Genomic DNA, 25,084 nt, shown 5'->3' on the forward strand with positions numbered 1-25,084 from the left:
TTACCGCAAGAACTGGCTGAGCGCGCGCATCTTGTTGGTCACGTCCAGCGCGGCGACCTTGTAGGCCTCGGAGAACGTCGGGTAGTTGAAGACGGCGTCGACCAGGTAGTCGACGGTTCCACCGCACCCCATGACCGCCTGCCCGATGTGCACCATCTCGGTGGCGCTGGTGCCGAAGATGTGCGCGCCGAGAATCTTGCGGTCGCGGGTGGACACCAGCAACTTGAGCATGCCGTAGGAGTCGCCGGCGATCTGGCCGCGAGCCAGTTCGCGGTACCGGCACACACCTACCTCGTAGGGGATGGATTCCTTGGTCAGGTCCACCTCGGTGGCGCCGACGTAGGAGATCTCCGGGATGGAATAGATCCCGATCGGCTGCAGCGCAGTGATGCCGTCGGTCGGTTCCCCGAACGCGTGGTAGGCGGCCAGCCGACCCTGGTCCATCGAGGTCGCCGCCAGCGCCGGGAAGCCGATTACATCGCCCACCGCATAGATGTGTTCGACCTTCGTCTGGAACTGGTCGTCGACGAAAATCCTTCCGCGATGGTCGGTTTCGAGTCCCGCGTTCTCCAGGCCGAGGCTGGCGGTCTGTCCTTCCCGGCCGGCGGAATACATCACGGTCTCGGCGGGTATCTGCTTGCCGCTGCCCAGGGTGGTGACGGTGCCCGAGGAGCCGACGTCGACGGCGGTGACCTCCTCGCCGAAGCGGAAGGTGACCGCCAGGTCGCGCAGATGGAACTTCAGCGCTTCGACGATCTCCGGGTCGCAGAAGTCCAGCATGGTGTCGCGCTTCTCCACCACCGTCACCTTGGTGCCCAGCGCCGCGAACATCGACGCGTACTCGATGCCGATCACGCCGGCGCCGACGACCACCATGGAGGCGGGCAGCGAACGCAGATCGAGGATGCCGTCGGAGTCCAGCACCCGGCTCTCGTCGAACTCGACCCCGGACGGGCGCACCGGTTTGGTGCCGGTGGCGATGACGATGTAGTCGCCGCTGACCGTGACCCGCTCGCCCTGCGCGTCTTCCTCCACCAGCACGGTGTGCGGGTCGATGAATCGGCCGTGGCCCAGGACCAGGTCGATACGGTTGCGCATCAGCTGCGAGCGGACCACGTCGACCTGCTTGGTGATCACGTGCTGGGTGCGCGCGAGCAGGTCGGCCGGGGTGATCTTGTCCTTGACCCGGTAGCTGGCGCCGTAGAGTTCGCGCTGGCTCATGCCGGTGAGGTAGACCACGGCCTCCCGCAAGGTTTTCGACGGGATGGTGCCGGTGTTGACGCAGACTCCGCCGACCATGCGCCCGCGTTCCACGATCGCCACGGACTTGCCCAGCTTGGCCGCCGCGATGGCGGCTTTCTGTCCGCCGGGTCCGGAGCCGATAACGACCAGGTCGTATTCGCGCATGGAGGTCATGGGATAGACGATAAGGCCCACAGTCCAGACTTTCTCCACAAGCGCGGCGCTGAATCACGTTGCGCGAGCGCGGACTGACGGTGTCAGTCGTCAGCGTTGTGGTCATGACGAAGCATCGAGAAGACTTTCAACTGAATCGGCCCGGCGCGTTGATCGCGGCCCTACCCGCCATCCTCGGTTTCGTGCCGGAGAACTCGTTGGTGTTGGTGTCGCTGGAGGACGGGGGACTGGGTGCGGTGATGCGTGCCGACCTGGCCGACGACCTGATCGAGCGGGTCGATCAGCTTGCGGAGGTTGCCGCCGCGGCGCGCCCGGACGCCGCGATCGCGGTGATCGTCGACGACGAGGGTGCGCATTGCGCGGTGTGCAACGAGGAGCATCAGCGGCTCTGTGCAGCGGTCGCCGCGGCCTTGGCCCGTTACGACATCGACCTGTACGCGGCGCACGTGGTCGACGAGATCGCGCGCGGCGGACGGTGGCACTGCGTCGATTCCTGCGGCAAAGGCGGCGAGATCGACGATCCCTCGGCGTCGCCGCTGGCGGTGGCGGCGGTGGTGGACGGCCGGCGGCTGTACCGGCGGCGTGCCGATCTGCAGGCGGTGATCGCCCCGGACGTAGCGCGCGGTGCGACGCTGCTCGCGGCCCTGAAAGACGCGGAGAGCGTGCGCGAGAAGGCGGTTCGAACCGATGCGGCCGCCTGTTGCCGAGCCGAGGTGGAGAAAGCGCTGGCGGCCGCGGCCCAGGTGCTCGACGGCGAACTGCTCTCGGATGCCCAGATCGCCGAGCTCGGTTGCGCCTTGAGCGATACCCGGGTGCGGGACACGCTGTATGCCCTCGCTGTTGCGGAGAGCGCCGACGCGGCCGAGTCGTTGTGGTCGGTGCTGGCACGGCTGCTGCCACCACCTTGGCGGGTGGAGGCCCTGGTGCTGCTGGCCTTCAGTGCCTACGTGCGCGGTGACGGGCCGCTGGCGGGTTTGTCGCTGGAGGCGGCACTGCGCTGCGACCCGGACCATCGGATGGCGGGCATGCTGGACACCGCCTTGCAATCGGGGTTGCGGCCCAACGACATTCGCAGATTGGCAGGCACCGGTTACCAGCTGGCCGAGCAACTCGGGGTACGGCTGCCGCCGCGCCAAGGCAGGCGCGCCGGGTGACGGCGCGGAACGAGGCGGGTCAGACCTTTTCGACCTTCACCGCGTGGGCCATCTCGTGCGGCAGGGTGACGTTCTCGTGTCCGGGGATGACGATGGTCACTCCACCACCCGGGCCGGTCTCGACCGTGACGCGGGCGTTGGGCACCACTCCGGCGTCCTTGAGTCGGCTGATCAGGTCGATGTCGCCCTGCACGTGCTCGGTGAGTTGACGCACGACGACGGCGACCGGCGATCCGCCCGGCAGCTCGGTCAGCCGGACCAGGTTGGCGTCGTCGGCGCCGGATTCGGCGGTCAGGCCCAGGTCCAGCAGGCCGGGGATCGGGTTGCCGAACGGCGAGGTCGTCGGGTTGTTGAGCACTTTGACCAACCGGCGTTCGACGTCCTCGCTCATCACGTGCTCCCACCGGCAGGCTTCGGCGTGCACTTCCTCCCACGGCAGGCCGATCACGTCGACCAGCAGACGTTCGGCCAGCCGGTGCTTGCGCATCACTGCCACGGCCAGCGTGCGGCCCTTGTCGGTGAGCTCAAGATGCCGGTCGCCGGCCACCCGCAACAGTCCGTCGCGTTCCATCCGGGAGACGGTCTGGCTGACGGTGGGGCCGCTCTGCTCGAGCCGTTCGGCGATCCGGGCGCGCAGCGGCGTCACGCCCTCTTCCTCGAGGTCGTAAATAGTCCGCAGGTACATCTCGGTGGTATCAACCAAGTCGTTCATTCAGCATCCTCCGTTGCCGCCGAGTCTACTTCGCCAGCCCTGCGGGTGTTCGCGCAAAACACCCCACCGCAGCAGTATGCCCGCCGCGTAACCGCGGCGGGCACACCGTCTCCAGTAAAGCTTGCCAAACGAGCGAATTCGTACCTCAGCTGGCGTACGACCGCAGCCGATCAGCTCGTTCGCCGTGACGCAGCTTGCACATCACATCCCGCTCGATTTGCCGGACCCGCTCGCGGGACAGGCCGAACAACTTGCCGATCTGGTCCAGCGTGCGGGGCTGGCCGTCATCGAGTCCGAAGCGCAACCTGATCACCTGGTGCTCGCGCTCGTCGAGAGTGGCCAGCACACTGCGGATGTCGGTGTGCAGCAATTCGGCGATCACCGCGTTCTCGGCGGACATAGCCTCGGCGTCCTCGATGAAATCACCAAGCGGGGCTTCCTCTTCCGACCCGACCGGCATGTCCAGGCTCACCGGGTCGCGGCTGTGCTCGAGCAGGTCGTTGATCTTTTCAACGGCAATGCCGGACTCGGCGGCCAGTTCCTCGTCGGTCGCCTCACGACCCAGATTCTGGTGCATCTCCCGCTTGATCCGCGCCAACTTGTTGACCTGCTCCACCAGGTGAACCGGCAGCCTGATGGTGCGGCTCTGGTCGGCCATGCCGCGGGTGATCGCCTGACGGATCCACCAGGTGGCGTACGTCGAGAACTTGAAACCCTTTGTGTAGTCGAACTTTTCCATCGCGCGGATCAGGCCGAGGTTGCCTTCCTGGATGAGGTCCAGCAGCGGCATTCCCCGACCGGTGTAGCGCTTGGCCAGCGAAACCACCAGCCGCAGGTTCGCTTCCAACAGGTGGCGCCGAGCCGCCTGCCCGTCCCGCACCACCGCAGCCAGATCGCGTTTTCGGTTCTCGCCCAGGCGCTTCCGAGTTGCCAGCAGGTGCTCGGCGTACAGTCCGGCCTCGATGCGCTTGGCCAACTCGACTTCGTCGGCGGCGTTGAGCAACGCCGTCTTGCCGATGCCGTTCAGATATACACGCACCAGGTCCGCAGCTGGGCTCTGAGCATCCAAATCGCCGTCAAATCGGCCTGTGGTGGCATGTGCCATTGCGCCCTCCCGGTTGGCTTGTCTTGTTCATGTGGTTAACGAGAAGCCCGCATCGAGAGTTCCCACGAGGTCGTCATCTCACACCCCGTGACGTGCGGGAATGCGCTTGTGACCTGAGAATGTCCTGAGAAGTGGCGCGAGTGGACGGTTACTCGGAACCGTCGGGCTCGACCGTCCGCCAGTCCGGTTCCGGCGTCGGGTGCGGCCGTGGCGCCAGAGCCGGCCGCTCGGCAGTCGGGAACAACGGCGTACGGCGCCTCGTCTGTTCGAAGCGGCGGGGTTCGTCCGGGCTGCGCGGCGGCCGGTCGTTGGCGATTAGGACTGCCATCCACGGCAGCGGTATGGAAGCGGCGACGATCAGCAGCGAGATCAGACCGTTGTGCCAGGCGCCGTAGGCAAGGGCGGCCAGGATCAGCGCCGGAATCCGAAACGACATGATCGTCAGGTATTTCCGCACACGCGCCCGGTGCTGCACCTCGTAGGAGGGTGCAGCAGCGGTGATAAGTACCGGGCGACCGTGTTCATCGAAGTCGTCGAAACTCAGCTCGGGGCCGCGCTTCATTCCTCCACTGTGGCACACCTGAGCCGATCGCGGTTTCCCGGTGTCCCGCTGCGGGTCAGGATGCACAATGTAGGTCATGGAGACCCAGACGATTGAGCGCACTGACGCCGACGAACGCGCCGATGACGGGACCGGCAGCGATACGCCGAAGTTCTTCCACTACGTCAAGAAGGACAAGATCGCTGAGAGCGCGGTTATGGGCAATCATGTTGTGGCGTTGTGCGGCGAGGTGTTTCCGGTGACCAAGGCGGCCAAGCCGGGTTCGCCGGTGTGCCCCGACTGCAAGCAGATCTACGAGCGGCTCAAGAAGGGCTGACCCCTGCGTCGTCCGCGGACTGTGGCGGCGCCGCATCGGTGGTGCCGGTCATGGACGAAGTGCGATGGACCAGCCACTTGCGCAGCCGGTGGGCGTGCGTCGCAGGCGCCGGCCATTCCTCCTGCAGCGCGGCATTGAGTTCGGCCCCGATCATGATCGAGAAGCCCCCGAAGAACGCGAACAGCAGGAACGCGATCGGTGTGGCGAGTGCGCCGTAGGTGTAGCCGGTGCTGCCGATCCAACTGAGATACAGCCGTAGGCCCAGGGTGGCGACCGCGAAAACCACTGTCGCCAGCACTGTTCCGGGTATCAGCCGGTGTGTCGGCAGCGGGACCGGCAGTGCCACCCGATACAGCACCGTCACCCCGGCCATCAGGCCCAGAATCAGGGCCGGGTAGTAGCCGTAGTGCAATAGATTCTGGGTGCCTTCCGGAATATGTTCACTGACTTTGCGGGGGCCGACGACCGCGACCGGCGCGGTCACCACCACGAACAGCAACATCATCAGGTACAGAAACAGCGCGAAGAACCGCTGTCGGACGGGATGACGCAGCGGGGTCTGGTCGTGCGCCTCCACGATGGCGTCGACGAACGACGAGATCGCCGACGATCCCGCCCACAACGAGATCAGAAATCCGACGGAGGCCACCTCGCCGCCGGCGATACCCGTGATATCGCGGATGGTCGGTTCGATGATCTGGTCTACGACGTTGGGGGAGAAGAAGTTCCGGGCCGTGGACAGAATGCTCTTGATGATCGAGGACAAGGTGTCCTCCCCGAAGAGGGGAGCCACCCAGGCCAAGGTGCCCAAGATGCCCAGCAGCAGTGGCGGCGTCGAGAGACAGGTCCAGAAGCCGGCTTCGGCGGATTCCGAGAAAATCGAGTCATCCCAAGCCTTGGACAGTGTCCTACGGCTTATTTGCCAGACGTGATGGCGGGCGTGCGTGGAACCCTGCTCACTCATATCCGTCCAGCATTACCGATGACCCCTCGCCCGGTCGGCATTAGGCCGGGCGAGTTCGACGGCAAATTACTGGCCGCTGACCTCGAGCACCGCGGCAAGCTCAGCCAACTTGGCTTCGTGCTTGTTGGCGTGGTGCTGGCAAAAGAGGAGCTCAGCCCCCGAAGGAAGCTTGGCGCGCACCCGAGCCGCGGCACCGCAGCGATCGCAGCGGTCTGCCCGAGTGAGCTCGGGACTGGTCAGAGTTGCGTTCATGGCTCCTCCGTTCTGGCGATAAATTCACTCTGTCAGACGTTCGGAGTTTTTGCCTTGTTCCCCGACCGTTATTGGGTGTGTCGTTTCTCACGCATATTTGCCCCAAAATCGGGCACCGTAATCAACGTGTTTCACCAGGCCAACGAACGGCTGGTGCGGTTGTGTTCCGCAGCGGAGTGGACGGCCGCCCGCGAGCAGGGGGCGATCCTTCCGGATCCCGCCGACGGCTTCGTCCACCTGTCCAGAATCGACCAAGTGCACCTGCCGGCGACCCGCCTCTATCGCGGTCGTCGCGACCTCGTCCTGCTCCACCTCGATGCCGCGTCGCTGGACGCGCCGGTGCGGTGGGAGCCGGGGGTCCCGACCGATCCAGAGGCGATGCTTTTTCCACATCTGTACGGCCCGCTGCCGGTGCAATCCGTGCTTCGGGTCGTGCCGTACCCGCCCGGAGAAGACGGCGCGTTCGCGGCCCTACCGAGTCAAGTAGACCGCACTCGACGGTGCAATTGAGATAAGCGCCGATACGCCAACGCGTAACAACGCTCGAGAATGTCAACCAGCTGTGATTGTTTTGGCGATTTCGAGGGCTTGAGCTCCACGAGGCGGATAACTTCACTGCATCTACGAATCGCATGAGTCTCCTGCCTGCCTCGTGTGCCGCCACCGCAAGCGGTGGCGCGGGCGGCGCGGGCGGCACCGCTTCGATCAACGCGACCGACGCTTCAGCGAAGATCACCGGCGGCACTGCTCACGGCGGTAACGGCGGAGCGGGGAACACTAACACCGCGCAGGGTGGCAATGGCGGAAATGCGTTGATGCAAGCCAGCGGCGGCAGAATTGCGGCGGCCCAGGGCAGAGCGTTTCCATTATGAATCAGGACGGCCGAACAACTATCGGCCACGACGGCCTCGATCGCCCCTAGACCTCCAGGCGATACCACCTTCGGGCTGCATACCGTCCGGGCATTGTTGGCCGGGAGTCAATGATCAGCGCGGGCGCCAGTGCCTCGCCGGCACTCGACCGCCCGCATTCCTGGCGGCGCCTTCGGCAAGCCGGACTCTTGAGGCGCGACGATGATGCTGATAACCCGGATTGCGCCGGTAGGTCGCTCAGTCCAGGTAGTCGCGCAGGACCTGCGAGCGACTCGGGTGGCGCAGCTTGGACATCGTCTTGGACTCGATCTGGCGGATCCGCTCGCGGGTGACGCCGTAGACCTGCCCGATCTCGTCCAACGTGCGCGGCTGGCCGTCGGTGAGACCGAACCGCAGCCGCACCACGCCTGCCTCGCGCTCGGACAGCGTGTCCAGCACCGACTGCAGCTGATCTTGCAGGAGGGTGAAGGAAACGGCATCGACCGCGACGACGGCTTCGCTGTCCTCGATGAAGTCCCCGAGTTGGCTGTCGCCCTCGTCGCCGATGGTCTGGTCCAGCGAGATCGGCTCCCGGGCGTACTGCTGGATCTCCAGCACCTTCTCCGGCGTGATGTCCATTTCCTTGGCCAGCTCTTCAGGGGTGGGCTCGCGGCCCAGGTCCTGCAGCAGCTCGCGCTGGATACGGCCCAGCTTGTTGATCACCTCGACCATGTGCACCGGGATACGGATGGTGCGGGCCTGGTCGGCCATGGCGCGGGTGATGGCCTGGCGGATCCACCACGTCGCGTAGGTGGAGAACTTGTAGCCCTTGGTGTAGTCGAACTTCTCCACCGCGCGGATCAAGCCCAGGTTGCCTTCCTGGATGAGGTCCAGGAAAGCCATGCCGCGGCCGGTGTAACGCTTGGCCAGCGACACCACCAGACGGAGGTTGGCTTCCAGCAGATGGTTTTTCGCGCGGTCGCCGTCGCGACAGATCCACATCATGTCGCGGCGCTGGGCGGCGGGCAGCTTTTCGCCGCGGTCGGTCAACTCCACCATCAACTGGGTGGCGTACAGACCGGCCTCGATGCGCTTGGCCAGCTCGACTTCTTCCTCAGCGTTCAGCAGCGCTACTTTGCCGATCTGCTTGAGGTAGGCGCGGACCGAGTCGGCGGACGCGGTGAGCTCGGCATCTTTGCGCGCCTGCCGCAGCGCCTCGGACTCGTCTTCGTCCCAGACGAAATCCCCCGACGCCTTGTCCTTCTCGGTGGGTTCGGCGATGTCTTCTTCGTCCTCGGCGGCCGCCGCGGTGGACTCGACCACGACTACGGGCTCGCCGTCCTCGGCCTCGGCGTCGGCCGGGTCGATCACGGCGTCCTCTTCTTCGGGCGTCTCGTCGACTTCCAGCTCGTCGAGAACGAGGTCGGCGGCATCGAGTTCGAGGTCTTCGCCGGGTTCGACGTCGATGTCGGTGTCGAGTTCCTCAGCGGCCTCGGAGCCGACGGTGTCGGTCGAGACGTCGTCGGCGTCTTTCGCCTTCGCCGCACCGCGGGCCGGGGCTTTCGCAGCGGCCTTGGCCCGGGCCTTCTTGGGGGCCTCACCGTCTGTTTCGTGCGCGCCGGCCTTGGTGGCCCGCTTGGCGGGCGCGGTTCCGTTGGCGGCCTTGGCCGCGGTGCGCTTGGCGGGAGCCTTCGTGGCGGTGCGTTTCACCGGCTCATCAGTCGCCGGAGTAGCCTTCGTCGCTGCCACATACACCCCTTCGGTCGGACGCACTTCCGGTGGGTCTGGGCATGGTTGACCGAAAGTGTCTGCTATGTCGAATGTCGGCGTTTGATATCAGCGTGAGTATCGCGCGCTATCGGTTTGGGCGGCCGCCGACGACCATTGTAACTTCACCGGGACCTGCTACTTGCCCGGCAGCGAAAATCAGTGTGTCACGTCCCTGGTCGCTGCCATGGCCGCGCCGACGATCCCGGCGGTGTTCTGCAGGGTGGCGGGCACCACCGGGGTGCGGTTCTCCAGCAGATGCACCCATTTGTCGGCCTTACGGCTGATCCCACCGCCGGCGATGAACAGGTCGGGCCAGATGGCGTTCTCGATGGCGACCAAGACTCTGGTCACCTGTTTGGTCCACTTCTCGTAGGTCCACCCGTTCTTTTCCTTGACCGACGACGCAGCCCGCTGTTCGGCCTCTTTCCCACCGACCTCGAGGTGACCGAATTCGGTATTCGGGATCAGTTTCCCGTTGTGGATCACCGCTGAACCGATACCTGTTCCGAAGGTGAGCAACACGACCAGGCCCTCGTGGCCCCGACCGGCGCCGTAGCGTTCCTCGGCCAGACCTGCCGCATCGGCGTCGTTGAGGATGGTGACGTCCTGGCCGTCGAGCGCGGCGCTGATCACGTCGCGCGCGTTGGTCCCGATCCAGGCTTTGTCCACATTGGCCGCGGTCTGCACGATCCCGTGCGTGACCACTCCGGGGTAGGTCACCCCGAGCGGGCCGGTCCACCCGAATCCGTTGACGACCTCCGCGATGGTCTTGGCGACCGCCGCGGGGGTGGCCGGTTGCGGGGTGAGCAATTTGATCCGGTCGCCGATCAACGCGCCGGTGTCCAGATCGACCACCGCACCCTTGATGCCACTGCCACCGACGTCGACACCGAACCCTCGACGTTGTCCGGTGGCGGTGTCGGTCCCAGGGACGGTGCTGGTCATCGGATCTCCTCGGCGAGACTGGGTGGTTCGCTCACCTTAGCGACCATCCGGGGCCGGCGCGGTGAGGCGGGTTGGGGCAGTTGGGAAGTCGCCTCAGAGCGGCGAGAAGTCGCTGTGTGATGCGATAGAGCGGTGACTCCGCCCGATTTGGCCCTCGATGAGATCGCAGAGCTGCGCTCGGTGGCCGCAGCGCTGGCGGCCGAGGCGGCCGCGTTCGTGCGCCGTCGACGGGTCGAGGTGTTCGGCGGCGGATCGGGCGCCGGCCGTGGCACCGTACGCGCCAAGACCACTCCGACCGACCCGGTCACCGTCGCCGACACCGACACCGAACGGCTGCTGCGGGAACGGCTGGCACAGCTGCGGCCCGGTGACCCGATTCTCGGGGAGGAGGGCGGCGGGCCGGCGGATCTGAGCGCTGCCCCGGCCGACGCGGTCACCTGGGTGCTGGACCCGATCGACGGGACGGTGAATTTCGTCTACGGCATCCCGGCTTACGCCGTCTCGGTCGCCGCTCAGGTGGGCGGCGTGTCGGTGGCCGGTGCGGTCGCCGATGTCGTTGCGAAACAAGTGTATTCGGCGGGCCGGGGCCTCGGGGCGCACGTCACCGGCGAGGGCGGGGCGCGCGCACTGCGATGCACCGATGTCGGCGACCTGTCGATGGCGCTGCTGGGGACCGGGTTCGGGTACTCGCCCCGGCGACGGGTCCGACAAGCCGCGTTGCTCGCCCAGATACTGCCGGTGGTGCGCGACGTGCGTCGGGTCGGTTCGGCGGCGCTGGACCTGTGCATGGTCGCCTCAGGCCGGTTGGACGCCTACTACGAACACGGGCTGCAGGTGTGGGACCAGGCCGCGGGTGCGTTGATCGCCGCGGAGGCCGGCGCGCGGGTGGTGTTGCCGGCGCCCGACGTCAGCGGTGCCGGCGTGGTGGTCGCGGCTGCGCCCGGGATCGCCGAGGCCCTGCTGGGGGCGCTGGGACAGGCGGGCGGACTGGAACCGCTGGACTGAGGGCTCAGCAGCTGTTGGAGTGAATCTTGGCCAGCAGCGTGTGATCCGCCGGTTCGGTGGCCCCGGGGCGCAAGGTCGCCAGCACGGCGTCGATGTCGTCGTTGTGGGCCAGCGAGTTGAAGTCGGTGCCCAGGGCGAGGTCGACGGAGTCGTCGCCGCGGCTGTCGCGGAACAACTCGGTGCAGGGCGCGACCAGCCAGAGCGCAGCTGCGGTGGCCTGCCCGGCGGTGCCGAATCGAATCTGACCCTGACAGGTCAGGCGGGTGCCCGCGTAGATCGGATCGTTGCTCGCGGCTGGTTGCGCGAAGCCGAGATCCTGCAGGGCCCCCGCGATGTCGCCGGCCTGACCGCCACGTCCACTCGCGTTGAGCACGCGCACCTTGGTTTCGGCGAGTTTGGCCGGTGCCACATCGATCATGTCGGTCCGGGACACCTGCTCACCGAGCTTGGTCGGACCGGCGGTGGCTGCCGTGCCCGTCGGCTCCGGGGGCGGGTTGCACACGGTCGCCTCACGGACGTCGGTCGGGCGGGTCAGCGCGACCGTCCACACCACGCCCGTCACCACTACCAGGAAGATCACCGCGATGATGGCAGGGCGGGGGTTGCGGCGCCGGAACGGCCGGCCGTGCTTATCGAAGGCGGTGCCTTCGGTAATGTGTGCAACCACACATGCACTCTAATCGCACCGGGAACGCACCCGTTTAAGGCCGACTACCCGGGTTAATCCCTCGGTGTGACGCATATCACACTCTATTCCGCCGCAATACGGGCACGAATCATTTGGTGCACGCGTTCGACGCTGGTACAAAGCGTTGCTTGAACTTTGTGAGAGCTCCGAGGGGACAGGACGGGGAGAAGACCATGCCTACCGACTACGACGCTCCACGACGCACCGAGACCGACGACGTCTCTGAGGACTCGCTGGAGGAACTCAAAGCGCGACGGAACGAGGCCGCGTCGGCGGTGGTCGACGTCGACGAATCCGAGTCCGCCGAGTCCTTCGAACTGCCTGGCGCCGATTTGTCCGGCGAAGAGTTGTCGGTGCGCGTGGTACCCAAGCAGGCCGACGAGTTCACTTGCTCGAGTTGCTTTTTGGTGCAGCACCGCAGCCGTCTCGCCAGCGAGAAGAACGGCGTGATGATCTGTACCGACTGCGCGGCCTGACGGTTCAGCTCCGCAGGGCCGAGAGGACCCGCTCGGGGTGACGACAACTCACCAACCAATACGGCGTCGGGTCGTCGGGATCGTCGAGAACCAACAGGACCATGGGGCCGATCCAGGCCCGGTGCACCACGTAAGCCGCCGGATCGAGTTGGCGGCCCAATGCCGCTGACTTGGCGCTACGCGCAATCGCCGCGGATCGGCAGATCACGGTGACCGGCAGGTGGGCGTCGCCGGCCCACAGCTCGACCCCGTCGGCCCCGGCGACGATGCGCACCTCGACGCGGCCCAGCCACAGCAGCGTTCCGACGGCCACCGCGAACAGCGTGACGAAGGGCAGCCAGTCGGGCAGGGACCGCACACCGACGTTGACTTCGGCTGCGATGAGCGCCGCCAGCGCGAAACCCGGTGGCCACCACCACCACGGCACCCACAGCCGCTCGCGATACCGCACGCTCTGCGGCGCGACGTGGCGGGTATCGGACACGCGGTCAAGGGTAATCTGTGCCCCCGTGTCGAACACTCTGGCCATCGTCCGTCTCGACCGGGGGCTCCCGTTGCCCAGCCGCGCCCACGAGGGCGACGCCGGCGTGGATTTGTTCAGCGCCGAGGACGTCGAGCTGGCCCCCGGACACCGGGCGCTGGTACCGACGGGCGTGGCGGTCGCGATCCCGCTCGGCATGGTCGGGTTGGTGCACCCGCGGTCCGGGCTGGCCTCGCGGGTGGGACTTTCCATCGTGAACAGTCCCGGGACCATCGACGCGGGCTATCGTGGCGAAATCAAGGTCGCGCTGATCAACCTGGACCCCACCACGCCGATCGTGGTGCACCGAGGCGACCGCATCGCGCAGTTGTTGGTGCAGCGGGTCGAGCTGGTCGAGTTGGTCGAGGTGTCGTCGTTCGACGAGGCCGGGCTGGCCGCCACCTCACGTGGCGAAGGCGGCCACGGTTCGTCGGGCGGACATGCGAGTCTGTGACAGCGGGGACGTGGCGATGAGAAGGGGCGGCGCAGATGGCTGCATTCGGTAGACGCAAGGGCGCCACGGCGGGCGGGCCGGCCGACGAGGACACCGTCGCGGTCGACGATCTCGTCGCCGACGACGAGTCCGGCGAGGAACTCGAGGGTCCGTTCGACATCGAGGACTTCGACGACCCGGCCGCGGCCGAGGTGGCCCGGTTGGACCTGGGCTCGGTGCTGATCCCGATGCCGGCGGCGGGCCAGGTGCAGGTCGAGCTCACCGAGACCGGGGTGCCCAGCGCCGTGTGGGTCGTCACGCCCAACGGGCGTTTCACCATCGCGGCCTACGCGGCGCCGAAAAGCCCCGGGCTGTGGCGTGAAGTGGCCGCCGAACTCGCCGAATCCCTCCGCAAAGACTCGGCGAAGGTCTCCATCAAGGACGGCCCGTGGGGCCGCGAGGTGGTCGGCACCGCCTCCGGGGTGGTCCGTTTCATCGGCGTGGACGGATACCGCTGGATGATCCGGTGCGTGGTCAACGGACCGCACGAAACCATCGATGCGCTGACCGACGAGGCACGTGCGGCGTTGACCGACACCGTGGTTCGCCGCGGGGACACGCCGCTGCCGGTGCGCACGCCGCTGCCGGTGCAACTACCCGAACCGATGGTGGAGCAGCTGCGGGAGGCCGCCGCCGCGGCCCAGCAGCCGGCGCCCGACCCGGCGCCGGATGACACGCCGTCCGACGAGCCGGTGGCGCGTCGTAGCGCTGAAGGGTCCGCGATGCAGCAGCTGCGCAGCACGATCACCGGCGGCTAGCGCCCCACCGCGACGAGCGCGGCCAGGCAGGCCGTACCCAGCGCGGCCGTGTCGGCCCCCATCTCCTGCAGGGTCACTGTGCGCAGCGCCGCGCGCGGGGCCGCGCTGACCCAGTCGGCGGCCACCTGCAGCGGGTGGATCGGGTCGTCGACTGCGGCCGCCACACCCAGCGGCGGGACCAGGCGGGCCAACTCCGCGGTGCTGGGCGCTGTGTAGCCGGCCGCCTCCTCCATCGCGTCGGGCAGCGCCGGCCACTGCGCCCGCCAGGACCGGGCCAGTTCATCGGCCAACCACGCCGGGCTGGACGCGCGCATCTGCGCCGTCGTCGCCGCCAGACCGTCGCGGCGCAACTGCGCGGCGGTGTAGCGCGCGGCGTGTGCGGCCGGTGCCGAGCTGGAGTCCCCGTTCCACGGCGGCAACGCGGCCAGCACCGCCACCGTGCGCTGCGGGTGGGCCAGCGCCCAGGCGGCCGCCACCGCAGCGCCGATGGACACGCCGCCGACCCCTATCGCCCGGCCGCCGTCAGCCGCGGAGTCCAGGGCGGCCAGGTAACCCTCGACCAGCCGGTGCGGCTGCGGCTCAGGTGTGACCAACACCGCACCGGCGCGTCGCAGCGGACCGGAAAAGGCCCGGTCGACGTAGTTATCGTCGGACCCGGTGCCAGGCAGCAACACGGTGGTGACACCGCGCAGATCGACAGCCACCTCCTCATAGTGCCCGGTGCCGACTGGTGACCGGATATCGGTGGTTTCAGCCATGTGGCGTGCGGGAACCAACAGGTCTACGGTGACCGTTGGCATAGTGGAATGTTGTCGGCAAGAGGCATCCCTAACGACGTCGAATTGTCAGGAGTGGCCATGGGGGCCCAAGGGTATCTACGCCGGCTCACCCGTCGGTTGACGGAGGACCCGGAGCAGCGCGACGTCGAAGAACTTTCCGACGAAGTCCTCAATACCGGCGCGCAGCGCGCCATCGACTGCCAGCGCGGCCAGGAGGTCACCATGGTGGGCACGCTGCGCAGCGTCGAGACCAACGGCAAGGGCTGCTCGGGCGGAGTCCGCGCGGAACTGTTCGACGGCAGCGACACGGTGACGCTGGTGTGGCTGGGTCAGCGACGCATCCCCGGCATCGACTCCGGACGCACCCTGCGGGTACGTGGTCGCCTGGGCAAGCTGGAGAACGGAACGAAAGCTATTTACAACCCGCACTACGAAATTCAGCGGTGACGCGGCCGCCCCACGCCGCGACGCCCCGATCTCCCGTGAGCGACAACAAGGCCGCGCGCCTGCTGGTACAGGCCGGTGGCATCAGCGGTCTGATCTACTCGTCCATGCCGGTGCTGACGTTCGTGATCGTATCCAGCATCGCCGGGCTGCTGCCCGCGATCTGCGCCGCGCTGGGAGCCGCTGTTCTGATCCTGGGTTGGCGGCTGCTTCGCCGGGATTCGGTGCAACCGGCCCTGTCCGGCTTTTTCGGGGTCGCCATCTGCGCGCTGATCGCCTATCTGGTCGGCCAGTCCAAGGGCTATTTCCTGCTCGGCATCTGGATGTCGTTGGCGTGGGCGGTGGTGTTCGCGGTGTCGATCCTGATCCGGCGGCCCGTGGTGGGTTATCTGTGGAGCTGGGCCAGCGGTCGCGACAACAGCTGGCGTGCGGTGCCGCGAGCGGTTCACGCGTTCGACCTGGCCACCCTGTGCTGGACGGTGGTGTTCGTCGCGCGGTTCGGCGTGCAGGGGCATCTCTACGAACTGGGCAAGACCGGCTGGCTCGGGGCGACCCGCATCGCGATGGGCTGGCCGCTGACCGGGCTGGCGGCGCTGGTGACCTACGTGGCGATCAAGGCCGTGCTGCGGGCCACCGGGCAGGGCGGCAGCACGCAGGACGACGTGGACGCAGCCGCGATCGACAAAGCCGTCCTGGACTAATCGACGCGATCACTCGCCGGCAGCAACAGCGACCGCAGTTCCTCCTCGACCTCGGTGACCGCGACGAACAGCAGCTCGTCCCCGCCTTCCAGGGGTTCGTCGCCCTGCGGCACGATCACCCGCGGTCCGCGCAGGATGGTCACCAGCGCGGCGTCGCGGGGTAGTTGCAACTTACGCACCGCCTTGCCGCCCCAGGGGGTGTCGTCGGGCAGGGTGATCTCGACCAGGTTGGCCTGGCCTTTGCGGAACTCCATCAGCCGCACCAGATCGCCGACGGCGACGGCCTCCTCGATCAGCGAGGCCAGCATGCGCGGAGTGGACACCGCCACGTCCACACCCCAGGCGTCGGTGAACAGCCACTCGTTGCGTGGGTCGTTGACCCGCGCCACCACCCGGGGCACCGCGAACTCGGTCTTGGCCAGCAGGCTGAGCACCACGTTGACCTTGTCGTCGCCGGTCGCGGCGACCACGACGTCGAAGTCTTCGAGGTGCATCTGCTCGAGCAGGCTCAGTTCGCAGGCGTCACCCAGCAGCCAGTGCGCGGCCGGGATGGCGTCGGTGTCCAGATGGTCCACGTTGCGTTCGATCAGGGTCACGTCGTGCGAGTTGGCGACGAGTTCGCGGGTGACCGAACGGCCGACGGCACCCGCTCCGGCGACGGCGACTTTCACTTGTCCAGATCCTCACTCGGTGGCAGCGCCGCAATGGCCACCGCTTCGGCGGCGCGACCGGAGATCGCGGCCACGTAGACCTGGTCGCCGGCCTGCAGCACCGTCTTGGGTTCGGGCAGCACGCCGGTGCCGAAGCGGATCAGGAACGCGACCCGCGCGCCGGTGGCCTGCTCCAGATCGGTGGCGCGATGGCCCACCCAGTCTTCGTGCAGGACCACCTGGGCGACGGCGACGGTGCCGGTGGGATCTCGCCACTTGGCGGTCTCGGTCTCCTGCGTCAAGGCGTTGAGCAGTCGATCGGTGGTCCACGGCACGGTGGCGATCGTCGGGATGCCGAGGCGCTCGTAGACCTCGGCGCGTTTGGCGTCGTAGATCCGGGCGACCACCCGTCGTACCCCGAAGGTCTCGCGGGCCAGCCGCGCCGAAATGATGTTCGAGTTGTCACCGGAGGACACCGCCGCGAACGCGTCGGCCCCCTCGATGCCCGCGCGCAGCAGCACATCCCGGTCGAAACCCTGGCCGAGCACCCGCTCGCCGGCGAATTCGGGACTGAGCCTGTTGAACGCGGCACTGTCGCGGTCGATGACCGCGACATCATGGCCGATGCGGGACAGGCCGTCTGCCACCGAAGAGCCCACCCGGCCGCACCCCATCACAACCACCCGCACTCCGAGGTCCTTTCGGTTGAGTACTGCGTGTCGCAACTGATCGGTGACCGACGTCGGCAACCGATTCGGGTCCTAGGGAACGCTACCGCCAAACCCGCGTGGGCTTACTCTTGGCTCTCGTGTCCAAACTTTCAACCGCTGCGCGCCGATTGCTGATCGGCCGGCCGTTTCGCAGCGACCGGCTCAGCCACACGCTGCTGCCGAAGCGGATCGCGCTGCCGGTGTTCGCCTCGGACGCGCTGTCGTCGGTGGCATACGCCCCCGAAGAGGTCTTTCTGATGCTTTCGGTGGGCGGCCTGGCGGCGTACTCGCTGTCGCCGTGGATCGGGCTCGCGGTGGCCGCGGTCATGCTGGTCGTGGTGGCCAGCTACCGGCAGAACGTGCACGCCTACCCCTCCGGCGGCGGCGACTACGAGGTGGTCACCACCAATCTGGGCCGCAACGCCGGCTTGACCGTGGCGAGTGCTCTGATGGTGGATTATGTTCTGACCGTTGCGGTTTCGACGGCATCGGCGATCTCGAACATCGGCTCGGCGGTGCCGATGGTGGCGCAGAACAAGGTGTGGTTCTGCGTCGCCGCGATCTTGTTCGTGACGGCGCTGAACCTGCGCGGGGTGCGGGAATCCGGACTCGCCTTCGCCATTCCGACCTACGCGTTCATCATCGGTATGACCGGCATGCTCGGGTACGGGCTGTTCCGGATCTTCGTGCTGGGTAACCCGTTGCGCGCCGAGTCCGCCGGGTTCCAGATGCATTCCGAGCACGGCAAAGTCGCCGGATTCGCGCTGGTATTCCTGATGGCGCGGGCATTCTCCTCCGGTTGTGCGGCGCTGACCGGGGTGGAGGCCATCAGCAACGGGGTGCCCGCATTCGAGAAACCGAAGTCGAAGAACGCGGCGACCACGCTGCTGATGCTGGGCGCCATCGCCGTCGCGCTGCTGATGGGCATCATCGTGCTGGCCAAGAAGATCGGCGTCCAGCTGGTCAGCGACCCCGCAGAACAGCTGTCCGGCGCGCCGGCCGGCTACTACCAGAAGACGCTGGTCACCCAACTCGCGGAAACGGTCTTCGGTAACTTCCACATCGGCTTCGTGGTGATCACCGCTGTCACCGCGCTCATCCTGGTGCTGGCGGCCAACACCGCGTTCAACGGGTTCCCGGTGCTCGGTTCGGTGCTGGCCCAGCACAGCTACCTGCCGCGCCAGTTCCACACCCGCGGGGACCGGCTCGCGTTCTCCAACGGGATCGGGTTTCTCACCATTTCAGCGCTGCTGGCGATCGTCGCGTTTCGTGCCGAGCTGAGTGCGCTGATCCAGCTCTACATCGTCGGGGTGTTCATTTCCTTCACGTTGAGTCAGATCGGCATGGTGCGGCACTGGACAAGGTTGCTGCGCACCGAGACCGACGCGGCGGCGCGCCGACGGATGATGCGCTCGCGGGTGGTCAACACCATCGGGTTCATCGCCACCGGCACGGTGCTGCTGGTGGTGATGGTCACCAAATTCCTGGCCGGGGCCTGGATCGCGCTGGTCACCATGGCGTTGCTGTTCATGCTGATGAAGCTGATCCGCCGCCACTACGACGGGGTCACCCGCGAACTCGCCGAAGAAGCCGCCGAGCACGGCGACGAGATCGTGTTGCCCAGCCGCAACCACGCCCTGGTGCTGGTGTCGAAGTTGCACCTGCCCACATTGCGCGCGGTGGCCTACGCGCGGGCGACCCGGCCCGACGTGCTTGAAGCCGTCACGGTCAGCGTCGACGACAACGAGACCCGCGAGCTCAAGCGCGAGTGGGAGGAGAGCGACATCAGCGTTCCGCTGAAGGTGATCGCCTCTCCTTATCGTGAAATCACCGGCCCGGTGTTGGAATACGTCAAACGGGTCAGCAAGGAGTCGCCGCGCACGGTGGTGACGGTGTTCATCCCGGAGTACGTGGTGGGGCGCTGGTGGGAACAGTTGCTGCACAACCAGAGTGCGCTACGACTCAAGGGCCGGTTGCTGTTCATGCCCGGCGTCATGGTGACGTCGGTGCCCTGGCAATTGACGTCGTCGGAGCGGATCAAAGCGTTGCAACCGCAGTCGGCACCCGGGGATGCGCGCCGGGGCATTTTCGATTGAGCACCGAATCGGCCTGCGGGGAGCTGGTTCTGGTCACCGGGGCACCCGCGAACGGCGGCAGCTGCATCGCGCATCATGAGGGCCGGGTGGTGTTCGTTCGCTACGCGTTGCCGGGGGAGCGGGTTCGGGTGCGGGTCACTGCGGATCGCGGAAGTTATTGTCACGCAGCGGTTGTCGAGGTGCTCGAGCCGTCGGCGGACCGCATCGGGTCGCTGTGCCCGATCGCCGGGGCCGACGGGGCGGGTTGTTGCGACCTGGCATTCGTGCAGCCGGCGGTGGCCCGATCGCTGAAGGCGGCCGTGGTGGCCAATCAGCTCGAGCGCCTCGGCGGGCAGCACTGGTCGGGTGCGGCCGAACCGGTCTCCGATGCCGATGTCACCGGCTGGCGCACCAGGGTCCGGCTCGACGTCGGCGCGGACGGTCGACCCGGCTTCCACCGCTATCACAGCGACGAACTCATCACCGATCTGCGATGCGGGCAACTGAGCGAGGGGATGCTGGCGGGGCTGGCCGAGTCGCACTGGCCGCCGGCCGCTCACCTGCACGTGGCCGTCGACGACGACGGACAGCGTCACCTGGTGCGCACCGCGCGGAAGGGCAAACACACCGTTTCGAAGGTGATCGAAGGCGACTATCACGCGGTGCAGCGCGTGGGCGGCCGGCACTGGCGGGTGCCGGTGACGGCGTTCTGGCAGTCCCACCGCGACGCCGCGCAGGTGTACAGCGACCTGGTCGCTGAGTGGGCGGCGGCCGCTGCAGGGATGACTGCCTGGGATCTGTACGGCGGCGCCGGGATCTTCGCGGCGGTGCTAGCCGAGGGAGTGGGGGAGTCGGGCCGGGTGCTGAGCGTCGACACGTCGCGGGGAGCCACGGGCGCGGCGCGGGCCGCGCTGGCCGACCTGCCGCAGGTCGAGGTCGTCACCGATTCGGTGCGACGGGCTCTTGCCGCGCAGCAGTTGCGCGCCGACGTTGCTGTGCTGGATCCGCCGCGCGCGGGTGCCGGGCGCGAGGTGATCGACCTGCTGGCCGCGGCCGCCGTGCCGCGCATCGTGCACATCGGTTGCGAGGCTGCGTCTTTCGCGCGTGACATCGGTCTGTACCGGGGGCACGGATATGCCGTCGAGAAGATCAAGGTGTTCGACGCGTTTCCGTTGACCCATCATGTGGAGTGCATCGCCCTGGTGACCCGGCGAGCGTCGTGACCTCGCTTTGGGCGCGGTACCGGCGCTCGGGCGCAGCGGGTCAGCGCCAGTTCTGCGTAGACTGGCCGGATGCTGGAAAAGATCCGCGGGCCCGCTGATCTGCAGCACCTCTCCCAACAGCAGCTGAGTGAGCTGGCGCAGGAAATCCGCGAGTTCCTGATCCACAAGGTCGCTGCCACCGGGGGACACCTTGGCCCGAACCTCGGCGTCGTCGAGTTGACCCTGGCGTTGCACCGGGTTTTCGACTCCCCGCACGATCCGATCATCTTCGACACCGGCCACCAGGCCTACGTGCACAAGATGCTGACCGGGCGGGCCCAGGATTTCGAGAGCCTGCGCAAAAAGGACGGGCTGTCGGGTTATCCCTGCCGTGCCGAGAGTGAACACGACTGGGTGGAGTCCAGCCACGCCAGCGCCGCGTTGTCCTATGCCGACGGCCTGGCCAAGGCTTTCGAGCTGACCGGACACCGTAACCGGCACGTGGTTGCGATCGTCGGCGACGGCGCGCTGACCGGCGGCATGTGCTGGGAGGCGCTGAACAACATCGCCGCCTCGAACCGGCCGGTGATCATCGTCGTCAACGACAATGGGCGCAGCTACGCACCGACCATCGGTGGCGTGGCCGATCATCTGGCCACCCTGCGGCTGCAGCCGGCTTACGAACAGCTGCTCGAGCGCGGTCGCAACGCCATGCGGTCGGTGCCGCTGGTCGGCGAGGTCGCCTATCACTTCATGCACAGCGTCAAAGCCGGCATCAAGGACTCGCTGGCCCCGCAACTGTTGTTCACCGACCTCGGGTTGAAGTACGTCGGACCGGTCGACGGTCACGACGAGCGGGCGGTGGAGGTCGCGCTGCGCAGTGCCCGCGGTTTCGGCGGCCCGGTGATCGTGCACGTCGTCACCCGCAAAGGCATGGGCTACGGTCCGGCGGAGGCCGACGAAGCCGAGCAGATGCATTCCACGGTGCCGATCGACCCCATTACCGGGGTGGCCACCAAGATCGCCGGCCCCGGCTGGACCGCGACGTTCGCCGAGGCACTGATCGCGATCGGCCACCGGCGCCGCGACGTCGTCGCCATCACCGCGGCGATGCCCGGTCCCACCGGGCTGAGAGCTTTCGGGGAGGCTTTCCCAGACCGGTTGTTCGACGTCGGGATCGCCGAGCAGCACGCCATGACGTCGGCGGCCGGGTTGGCGATGGGCGGTATCCACCCCGTGGTGGCGATCTATTCGACGTTCCTCAACCGCGCGTTCGACCAGATCATGATGGACGTGGCGTTGCACAAGCTGCCCGTCACCATGGTGCTCGACCGCGCCGGTGTCACCGGCAACGACGGTCCGAGCCACAACGGCATGTGGGATCTGTCGATCCTGGGCATCGTGCCCGGCATGCGGGTGGCTGCCCCGCGCGATGCCACCCGGCTGCGCGAAGAACTCGCCGAGGCACTCGACATCGACGACGGTCCGACGGCCCTGAGGTTCCCCAAAGGTGATGTGGGCGAAGACATTCCGGCCCTCGAGCGACGGGGCGGGGTGGATGTGCTGGCCGTGCCGTCGGCAGGCTTGCACACCGATGTGCTGCTGGTTGCGGTGGGCGCGTTCGCGTCGATGGCACTGTCAGTGGCCAAGCGTCTGCACAAGCAGGGCATCGGCGTGACGGTGATCGATCCCCGCTGGGTGTTGCCGGTGCCCGAGGTGGTGCACGAACTGGCGACCCAGCACAAGCTGCTGGTGACGTTGGAGGACAACGGAGTGGCCGGCGGAGTCGGTTCGGCGGTGTCGGCGGCGTTGCGCCGTGCCGATGTCGACGTGCCGTGCCGCGACGTCGGGCTGCCGCAGAACTTTTACGACCACGCCTCCCGCGGCGAGGTACTGGCCGAGCTGGGGCTCACCGACCAGGATGTGGCCCGGCGTATCACGGGTTGGGTTGCCGCGCTTGCGGTTTCGCCGGTGGAGCAGAGCGAGATCAGCGAGCGTCTGGACTAGGACACATCTGCACGAGACTGCTGATCTTGGGTCGGCGGCTGAGTTGGGTCGTCCATTTCATTGCTCAATGGGTCGCAGTGGTTGTTCAATGAAGATCTGCTTCCGGTCGGGACGGATCAGCGGGCAGGCCTTTTGAAGATGCTCCGGGTGAAGCGCATCGTGGAGCCCTGGCAGCGAGGCGGAAATGGCGAATCCCAATTTCCAGGGTGTGATCAAACTCGATGTGCGAGATTCGGTGCCGGACTGGGATGCGTTCACCGCCAAACGTCCGCCGGCCGGGTCGCCGAATGTGTTGGTGGTGCTCTACGACGACACGGGACTGGCAGCGTGGTCGCCCTACGGCGGCCGGATCAATATGCCCACCATGGACCGGTTGGCCGCCCATGGTTTGACCTTCAGTCAGTGGCACACCACGTCACTGTGTTCGCCGACCCGATCGACATTCCTGACCGGGCGCAATCATCACCTCAACGGTTTCGCGCAGATCGCCGAAGCCGCCACCGGCTTCCCCGGTTACTCCTCGCACATCCCGCCCGCCAACGCCACCATCGCTACGGTGCTGCGTGACGCCGGCTATTCCACGCTGTGGGTGGGCAAGAATCACAACACACCGATCGATGCCTGGACTGCCGGGTCGTCGCGCAAGGAGTGGCCGCTGGGTCAGGGTTTCGACCGGTTCTACGGGTTCATCGGCGGAGAAACCAATCAGTGGTTCCCGTCGCTGGCCGAGGACAACCACTACATCGAGCAGCCGTATGGTCCCGATGAGGGGTATCACCTGTCGAAAGACCTTGCTGACAAGGCGATCTCGTTCCTGCGAGATGTACGCCAGACCGAGACCGGCAAGCCCTGGTACCTGTGGTTCTGCCCGGGTGCCAATCACGCGCCGCACCACGCTCCCAAGGACTACATCGACAAATACAAGGGGATGTTCGACGACGGGTATGAGGCTTACCGCGAGTGGGTGCTGCCGCGCATGATCGAACGCGGCATCCTGCCCGAGGGCACCGAGTTGACGCCGCTTAACCCGATGACTCCGGGCACGTTCCTGGAAGGCGACGGGGTGCGGCCGTGGGATTCGTTGTCGGTGGAGGAAAAGCGGTTGTTCTCTCGCATGGCGGAGGTGTTCGCGGGCTTCTCGGAGTACACCGATGCCCAAGTTGGGCGGATCATCGACTATCTGGAGGAATCCGGACAACTCGACAACACGCTGGTCATCTACGCCGCGGACAACGGCGCATCGGGGGAGGGCAGCCCGAACGGCTCGGTCAACGAAGGCAAATTCTTCAACGGCTGGCCCGACGACATCGAAATGAACTTGGCGATGATCGACGAACTCGGTGGCCCGAACACCTACAACCATCATCCGACAGGCTGGGCCGCGGCCTTCTGCACCCCGTTCCGGATGTTCAAGCGCTACACCTACCAGGGCGGACTGTGCGATCCGCTGGTGATGTCCTGGCCGGCCGGGATGACGGCTCGCGGTGAGGTCCGCGGCCAGTACCACCACTGCACCGACATCGTGCCGACCATCCTGGACTGCTGCGGCGTCAGCATGCCCGATGCCGTGAACGGCGTTGCGCAGCATCCGCTTTCGGGAGTGTCGATGCGGTATTGCTTCGATGACGCCGACGCTTCAACACAGAAGCAAACTCAGTACTACGAAATGGCCGGCCAGCGCGGAATCTGGCATCAGGGTTGGAAGGCCGTCACAGAGCATGGCCCACTGTCAGGCATGGGGCACTTCGAGAAGGATCGTTGGCAGTTGTTTCACACCGACGCCGACCGCTCGGAGGCCCATGACCTGGCCGAGCAGCATCCGGACAAGGTCGCCCAACTCGCCGAGTTGTGGATGAAAGAGGCGGTGGCCAACAACGTGCTGCCGCTCAACGACTACGCCGGCGTCGGCAAGGACCTCGAGGCGATGCACAAGCTGCTCTACAAGGTCCAAGTGCCCGAAAACGGCCAGTACACCTACTATCCGGGCACCAGTCCGATTCCGGAGGCGTCGGCGGCCAACACCCATGCGGTGTCGTTCAAGATCCTTGCCCAGGTCGTGACCGAACCGCACACCCAGGGTGTGGTCTTCGCGCAGGGCTCACGGTTCGGCGGGCACGCGCTGTACATCAAGGACGGCAAGGTCCGCTACGTCTACAACTTCCTCGGCGTGCCACCGCTGCAGGTGTTGGAAGCCGACCTGCCCGCCGCCGGTCCACACGTGATCGGCGTCGACTTCGCCAAGGAACGCATCGGTGAGCACCAGGCCGTGTACGGCACGGCGACCCTCTTCGTCGACGAAAAACCCATGGCCAGCATCGAGATCCGGACCATCGTCGCGTTCTTCTCGCTATGCGGTGAGGGGTTGTGCATCGGGTACGACAGCTCGGACCCGGTCACTCCTGACTACACGGGAAGATTCGAGTACACCGGTGGCCGCATCGAGAAGGTCGTGTTCGACATCGCCGACAACGCGTACATCGACCTGCAACAGCAATTCGCCGCAGCCATGGCGCGGGACTGAGCAGCGCC

At 66.8% G+C, this 25,084-nt stretch carries 26 protein-coding genes and 1 pseudogene; 14 read left to right on the plus strand and 13 right to left on the minus strand.

What is annotated here, in order from left to right:
- Positions 1–1,407: a Si-specific NAD(P)(+) transhydrogenase gene (gene sthA / locus AC5Y3Z_RS22060; RefSeq protein ID WP_463827166.1), complete on the minus strand. Its 1,407-nt coding sequence runs from the start codon at positions 1,405–1,407 to the stop codon at positions 1–3.
- A gap of 113 nt (positions 1,408–1,520) precedes the next feature.
- On the opposite strand from sthA, the gene AC5Y3Z_RS22065 reads away from it, so the two are divergent.
- A complete protein-coding gene (locus AC5Y3Z_RS22065) occupies positions 1,521–2,570 on the plus strand; it encodes a DUF4192 domain-containing protein (RefSeq protein ID WP_473140061.1) in 1,050 nt (349 codons plus the stop codon).
- A gap of 19 nt (positions 2,571–2,589) precedes the next feature.
- Here AC5Y3Z_RS22065 and AC5Y3Z_RS22070 read toward each other — a convergent pair whose 3' ends face one another.
- The 3 genes and pseudogenes from AC5Y3Z_RS22070 to AC5Y3Z_RS22080 form a co-directional block, all read right to left on the minus strand.
- Complete coding sequence (locus AC5Y3Z_RS22070) at positions 2,590–3,282, minus strand: iron-dependent transcriptional repressor DtxR (protein ID WP_463826899.1); 693 nt, start codon at positions 3,280–3,282, stop codon at positions 2,590–2,592.
- Positions 3,283–3,427: 145 nt separating this feature from the next.
- Positions 3,428–4,390, minus strand: a pseudogene (locus tag AC5Y3Z_RS22075) (sigma-70 family RNA polymerase sigma factor); the annotation flags it as partial.
- 145 nt (positions 4,391–4,535) lie between these two features.
- Positions 4,536–4,949, minus strand: a complete 414-nt coding sequence (locus tag AC5Y3Z_RS22080; RefSeq protein WP_463826898.1) for a DUF3099 domain-containing protein — start codon at positions 4,947–4,949, stop codon at positions 4,536–4,538.
- Positions 4,950–5,025: 76 nt separating this feature from the next.
- Here AC5Y3Z_RS22080 and AC5Y3Z_RS22085 point away from each other — a divergent pair, with 76 nt between their 5' ends.
- The gene (locus AC5Y3Z_RS22085) at positions 5,026–5,265 is read left to right on the plus strand and encodes a DUF3039 domain-containing protein (RefSeq protein WP_463826897.1); all 240 of its coding nucleotides are present in this window, start codon (positions 5,026–5,028) and stop codon (positions 5,263–5,265) included.
- Here the strand turns inward: AC5Y3Z_RS22085 and AC5Y3Z_RS22090 are convergent.
- On the minus strand, positions 5,252–6,229 hold the full coding sequence (locus AC5Y3Z_RS22090) for a YihY/virulence factor BrkB family protein (RefSeq protein WP_473140060.1): 978 nt from the start codon (positions 6,227–6,229) through the stop codon (positions 5,252–5,254). The genes AC5Y3Z_RS22085 and AC5Y3Z_RS22090 overlap by 14 nt on opposite strands.
- 66 nt (positions 6,230–6,295) lie before the next feature.
- Positions 6,296–6,481: a DUF7455 domain-containing protein gene (locus tag AC5Y3Z_RS22095; protein WP_055578419.1), complete on the minus strand. Its 186-nt coding sequence runs from the start codon at positions 6,479–6,481 to the stop codon at positions 6,296–6,298.
- A 126-nt stretch (positions 6,482–6,607) separates the two neighbouring features.
- On the opposite strand from AC5Y3Z_RS22095, the gene AC5Y3Z_RS22100 reads away from it, so the two are divergent.
- Both AC5Y3Z_RS22100 and AC5Y3Z_RS22105 read left to right on the plus strand, forming a co-directional pair.
- Positions 6,608–6,991 carry a DUF952 domain-containing protein gene (locus AC5Y3Z_RS22100; RefSeq protein WP_473140059.1) on the plus strand — a complete coding sequence of 128 codons (384 nt, stop codon included), beginning with the start codon at positions 6,608–6,610 and terminating at the stop codon, positions 6,989–6,991.
- Between the two features lie 122 nt (positions 6,992–7,113).
- On the plus strand, positions 7,114–7,353 hold the full coding sequence (locus tag AC5Y3Z_RS22105; RefSeq protein WP_473140058.1) for a hypothetical protein: 240 nt from the start codon (positions 7,114–7,116) through the stop codon (positions 7,351–7,353).
- 237 nt (positions 7,354–7,590) lie between these two features.
- Here the strand turns inward: AC5Y3Z_RS22105 and AC5Y3Z_RS22110 are convergent, their stop codons facing one another.
- Entirely contained in the window at positions 7,591–9,081 is a 1,491-nt protein-coding gene (locus AC5Y3Z_RS22110) for an RNA polymerase sigma factor (RefSeq protein WP_463826893.1), read from the minus strand.
- Between the two features lie 177 nt (positions 9,082–9,258).
- Positions 9,259–10,047: a polyphosphate--glucose phosphotransferase gene (gene ppgK / locus AC5Y3Z_RS22115; RefSeq protein WP_463826892.1), complete on the minus strand. Its 789-nt coding sequence runs from the start codon at positions 10,045–10,047 to the stop codon at positions 9,259–9,261.
- A gap of 147 nt (positions 10,048–10,194) precedes the next feature.
- On the opposite strand from ppgK, the gene AC5Y3Z_RS22120 reads away from it, so the two are divergent.
- Positions 10,195–11,052: an inositol monophosphatase family protein gene (locus tag AC5Y3Z_RS22120; protein ID WP_473140086.1), complete on the plus strand. Its 858-nt coding sequence runs from the start codon at positions 10,195–10,197 to the stop codon at positions 11,050–11,052.
- Between the two features lie 4 nt (positions 11,053–11,056).
- Here the strand turns inward: AC5Y3Z_RS22120 and cei are convergent, their stop codons facing one another.
- On the minus strand, positions 11,057–11,719 hold the full coding sequence (cei, locus tag AC5Y3Z_RS22125; RefSeq protein WP_463826890.1) for an envelope integrity protein Cei: 663 nt from the start codon (positions 11,717–11,719) through the stop codon (positions 11,057–11,059).
- Between the two features lie 194 nt (positions 11,720–11,913).
- Here cei and AC5Y3Z_RS22130 point away from each other — a divergent pair, with 194 nt between their 5' ends.
- A complete protein-coding gene (locus AC5Y3Z_RS22130) occupies positions 11,914–12,216 on the plus strand; it encodes a DUF4193 domain-containing protein (RefSeq protein ID WP_003899437.1) in 303 nt (100 codons plus the stop codon).
- Between the two features lie 4 nt (positions 12,217–12,220).
- On the opposite strand, the gene AC5Y3Z_RS22135 is transcribed toward AC5Y3Z_RS22130, so the two are convergent.
- Positions 12,221–12,700 (minus strand): DUF3093 domain-containing protein, encoded by a 480-nt coding sequence (locus tag AC5Y3Z_RS22135; RefSeq protein WP_463826889.1) that lies wholly within the window; start codon positions 12,698–12,700, stop codon positions 12,221–12,223.
- A gap of 25 nt (positions 12,701–12,725) precedes the next feature.
- On the opposite strand from AC5Y3Z_RS22135, the gene dut reads away from it, so the two are divergent.
- On the plus strand, positions 12,726–13,190 hold the full coding sequence (gene dut / locus AC5Y3Z_RS22140) for a dUTP diphosphatase (RefSeq protein WP_463826888.1): 465 nt from the start codon (positions 12,726–12,728) through the stop codon (positions 13,188–13,190).
- Positions 13,191–13,225: 35 nt separating this feature from the next.
- A complete protein-coding gene (locus AC5Y3Z_RS22145; protein ID WP_463826887.1) occupies positions 13,226–13,987 on the plus strand; it encodes a DUF3710 domain-containing protein in 762 nt (253 codons plus the stop codon).
- Here the strand turns inward: AC5Y3Z_RS22145 and AC5Y3Z_RS22150 are convergent.
- On the minus strand, positions 13,984–14,691 hold the full coding sequence (locus AC5Y3Z_RS22150) for an alpha/beta hydrolase (RefSeq protein ID WP_473140085.1): 708 nt from the start codon (positions 14,689–14,691) through the stop codon (positions 13,984–13,986). The genes AC5Y3Z_RS22145 and AC5Y3Z_RS22150 overlap by 4 nt on opposite strands.
- A 153-nt stretch (positions 14,692–14,844) precedes the next feature.
- Between AC5Y3Z_RS22150 and AC5Y3Z_RS22155 the strand changes: the two genes are divergently transcribed.
- Together AC5Y3Z_RS22155 and AC5Y3Z_RS22160 are read left to right on the plus strand one after the other, a co-directional pair.
- On the plus strand, positions 14,845–15,213 hold the full coding sequence (locus tag AC5Y3Z_RS22155; RefSeq protein WP_180918088.1) for an OB-fold nucleic acid binding domain-containing protein: 369 nt from the start codon (positions 14,845–14,847) through the stop codon (positions 15,211–15,213).
- 35 nt (positions 15,214–15,248) lie between these two features.
- The gene (locus AC5Y3Z_RS22160) at positions 15,249–15,911 is read left to right on the plus strand and encodes a DUF3159 domain-containing protein (RefSeq protein ID WP_473140057.1); all 663 of its coding nucleotides are present in this window, start codon (positions 15,249–15,251) and stop codon (positions 15,909–15,911) included.
- Here the strand turns inward: AC5Y3Z_RS22160 and AC5Y3Z_RS22165 are convergent.
- Together AC5Y3Z_RS22165 and AC5Y3Z_RS22170 are read right to left on the minus strand one after the other, a co-directional pair.
- Positions 15,908–16,582: a potassium channel family protein gene (locus tag AC5Y3Z_RS22165; protein WP_463826885.1), complete on the minus strand. Its 675-nt coding sequence runs from the start codon at positions 16,580–16,582 to the stop codon at positions 15,908–15,910. The two genes, AC5Y3Z_RS22160 and AC5Y3Z_RS22165, sit on opposite strands and share 4 nt — an antisense overlap.
- Positions 16,579–17,250, minus strand: a complete 672-nt coding sequence (locus tag AC5Y3Z_RS22170) for a potassium channel family protein (RefSeq protein WP_463826884.1) — start codon at positions 17,248–17,250, stop codon at positions 16,579–16,581. The genes AC5Y3Z_RS22165 and AC5Y3Z_RS22170 overlap by 4 nt, the downstream gene beginning before the upstream one ends.
- 119 nt (positions 17,251–17,369) lie before the next feature.
- On the opposite strand from AC5Y3Z_RS22170, the gene AC5Y3Z_RS22175 reads away from it, so the two are divergent.
- The 4 genes from AC5Y3Z_RS22175 to AC5Y3Z_RS22190 all read left to right on the plus strand — a co-directional run bounded on the left by AC5Y3Z_RS22175 (position 17,370) and on the right by AC5Y3Z_RS22190 (position 25,076).
- Complete coding sequence (locus tag AC5Y3Z_RS22175; RefSeq protein WP_463826883.1) at positions 17,370–19,367, plus strand: APC family permease; 1,998 nt, start codon at positions 17,370–17,372, stop codon at positions 19,365–19,367.
- Entirely contained in the window at positions 19,364–20,569 is a 1,206-nt protein-coding gene (locus AC5Y3Z_RS22180; RefSeq protein WP_473140056.1) for a class I SAM-dependent RNA methyltransferase, read from the plus strand. The genes AC5Y3Z_RS22175 and AC5Y3Z_RS22180 overlap by 4 nt, the downstream gene beginning before the upstream one ends.
- A 69-nt stretch (positions 20,570–20,638) precedes the next feature.
- Positions 20,639–22,555: a 1-deoxy-D-xylulose-5-phosphate synthase gene (gene dxs / locus AC5Y3Z_RS22185; RefSeq protein ID WP_473140055.1), complete on the plus strand. Its 1,917-nt coding sequence runs from the start codon at positions 20,639–20,641 to the stop codon at positions 22,553–22,555.
- A 184-nt stretch (positions 22,556–22,739) separates the two neighbouring features.
- The gene (locus tag AC5Y3Z_RS22190; protein ID WP_473140054.1) at positions 22,740–25,076 is read left to right on the plus strand and encodes an arylsulfatase; all 2,337 of its coding nucleotides are present in this window, start codon (positions 22,740–22,742) and stop codon (positions 25,074–25,076) included.
- Positions 25,077–25,084 lie beyond the last annotated feature (8 nt).

The organism is Mycobacterium sp. NGS61, from assembly GCF_059812325.1.

Bases quoted from the DNA above. Each gene is read 5' to 3' on its own strand.
- sthA (WP_463827166.1), bottom strand. From the start codon at position 1,407: ATGCGCGAATACGACCTGGTCGTTATCGGCTCCGGACCCGGCGGACAG.
- AC5Y3Z_RS22065 (WP_473140061.1), top strand. From the start codon at position 1,521: ATGACGAAGCATCGAGAAGACTTTCAACTGAATCGGCCCGGCGCGTTG.
- AC5Y3Z_RS22070 (WP_463826899.1), bottom strand. From the start codon at position 3,282: ATGAACGACTTGGTTGATACCACCGAGATGTACCTGCGGACTATTTAC.
- AC5Y3Z_RS22080 (WP_463826898.1), bottom strand. From the start codon at position 4,949: ATGAAGCGCGGCCCCGAGCTGAGTTTCGACGACTTCGATGAACACGGT.
- AC5Y3Z_RS22085 (WP_463826897.1), top strand. From the start codon at position 5,026: ATGGAGACCCAGACGATTGAGCGCACTGACGCCGACGAACGCGCCGAT.
- AC5Y3Z_RS22090 (WP_473140060.1), bottom strand. From the start codon at position 6,229: ATGAGTGAGCAGGGTTCCACGCACGCCCGCCATCACGTCTGGCAAATA.
- AC5Y3Z_RS22095 (WP_055578419.1), bottom strand. From the start codon at position 6,481: ATGAACGCAACTCTGACCAGTCCCGAGCTCACTCGGGCAGACCGCTGC.
- AC5Y3Z_RS22105 (WP_473140058.1), top strand. From the start codon at position 7,114: ATGAGTCTCCTGCCTGCCTCGTGTGCCGCCACCGCAAGCGGTGGCGCG.
- ppgK (WP_463826892.1), bottom strand. From the start codon at position 10,047: ATGACCAGCACCGTCCCTGGGACCGACACCGCCACCGGACAACGTCGA.
- AC5Y3Z_RS22130 (WP_003899437.1), top strand. From the start codon at position 11,914: ATGCCTACCGACTACGACGCTCCACGACGCACCGAGACCGACGACGTC.
- AC5Y3Z_RS22145 (WP_463826887.1), top strand. From the start codon at position 13,226: ATGGCTGCATTCGGTAGACGCAAGGGCGCCACGGCGGGCGGGCCGGCC.
- AC5Y3Z_RS22155 (WP_180918088.1), top strand. From the start codon at position 14,845: ATGGGGGCCCAAGGGTATCTACGCCGGCTCACCCGTCGGTTGACGGAG.
- dxs (WP_473140055.1), top strand. From the start codon at position 20,639: ATGCTGGAAAAGATCCGCGGGCCCGCTGATCTGCAGCACCTCTCCCAA.
- AC5Y3Z_RS22190 (WP_473140054.1), top strand. From the start codon at position 22,740: ATGGCGAATCCCAATTTCCAGGGTGTGATCAAACTCGATGTGCGAGAT.